We start from the raw sequence: 1,591 nt of genomic DNA, 5'->3' as shown, positions 1-1,591 counted from the left end.
ATGAAAAGGTGGCCGGTTGACGCACGCTTGTTTGCCCGTGAAATTTTCCGGCGTTCGTGCAGGATGACCACCTCGCGGCTGCGCACTGTTACCCCCCGCGCGGAGGTCTTAAGGCGGATGCAGCCGGCGATGATCCGGTAACGGCCGCAGTGGCCAAATCCTGAGGTTTGGTAGTGGAAGGAGACGAGACAGTGGTCAGTCGCCCCGGCGCATCGCATCCCCGCGACGGATCCGGCACCCGTTGGAATGGACAGCAGAGCGGAAGGAGGAGTCTGACCAAGCGCGGCCGCATCAGGCTGGGGGCGGCTGGAATTTTCGCCGTTTTCCTTCTGGCCGCCGGAGGTGTCGTAGCTTGGCTGTACCAGCATTTGGACAGCAACATTAACGCTTCCTACGTTGATGACAAGCTTGGCGGCGGACGCCCGGTCAGCCTCAGCCCCGGGGCCACGAACATCCTGCTGGTCGGATCCGACAGCAGAGGGGACGTTAAGGGCAAATATGGCAAGGTCCTAAGCACCGTGCGGTCCGACACGCTGATGGTCCTCCACATCTCCGCTACCCGGAAATGGGCTGCCGTGGTCTCCCTTCCGCGCGACTCCTGGGTCCGGATACCCGCCTGTGACCGTGGAGACGGCACCCGCTCCATTCCTCGTCACTTCAAAATCAACTCTGCCTATTCCATCGGGGGCGCAGACGGTAACGTCGGTGGAGCGGCAGCCTGCACGATCAAGACTGTGGAGCACAACACCGGTCTGCGCATCGACCACTTCGTTATTATCGACTTCCACGGTTTCGAGGATGTGGTCAACGCCGTCGGCGGCATCGAGATCTGTCCCAAGCATGCCATTCACGACAACAAGGCCCATCTGGACCTCGAAGCTGGTTGCCAGGTCGTCAGGGGCGAGCGGGCTCTCGGCTACGTCCGCACCCGCTACTCCGTCGGCGATGGCTCCGACATCGGCCGCCTCGGACGCCAGCAGGAATTCATGCGGGCCCTGGCAGCCAAGGCTCAGACGAAACTGACCAGCCCCAGCGACATTTATGGCTTCCTCGATGCTGCCACCAAGTCCATCACCACCGACAAGGCCCTGGCGGGCATCCGGCCCCTGTACAGCCTCCTGTCCACACTTCAAGACATTCCCAAAGAGCGCCTCACCTTCCTCACCGTCCCCCACTACCCGCGCGAAGTCGACATCGCCACCGACAAAGCCAACATCTCCTGGCAGTATCCGCAGGCGCGGACGCTTTTCACCTCCCTCGTGAATGACCAGGAGATCACTGAGGAACAGCTCGCCACCGACACCCCCATCACGGCAGGTTCCATCAAGGTCGTGGTCCTGAATGGCAGCGGCACACCCGGCAAGGCAGCCATGGTCGCGGCTGAACTCCGCGCTGCTGGTTACTCCGTCGCTGCGACCGGCACCATCCCGCAGAAGGTCCCGCGCACCACCGTGACTCACCCGCCGGGCCTTGAGGCCCACGCGGAAGCCTTCGTCGCCCGCCTCAGAACAGCCACCGGCACCCGGTCCGATGCGGACGCCGCGCCGACAGTCGTCACCCTGACGGTCGGCGCCGACTACACCGGTCTCTT

General features: G+C 63.3%; 2 protein-coding genes. One reads left to right on the top strand and one right to left on the bottom strand.

The genetic code is table 11. The features are described 5' to 3' along the window. Window positions 1–368, bottom strand: a 368-nt coding sequence (locus ABZX75_RS34340; protein WP_355418166.1) for a hypothetical protein, incomplete at its 3' end; no start/stop codon positions are given. On the opposite strand from ABZX75_RS34340, the gene ABZX75_RS34335 reads away from it, so the two are divergent. After that, on the top strand, window positions 312–1,591 hold a 1,280-nt coding region (locus tag ABZX75_RS34335; protein ID WP_355418163.1), incomplete at its 3' end, for an LCP family protein. The two genes, ABZX75_RS34340 and ABZX75_RS34335, sit on opposite strands and share 57 nt — an antisense overlap.

The organism is Streptomyces sp. NPDC003038 (assembly GCF_040611115.1).
Lineage (GTDB): Bacteria > Actinomycetota > Actinomycetes > Streptomycetales > Streptomycetaceae > Streptomyces.
This window is presented reverse-complemented; position numbering and strand designations above follow the sequence as displayed.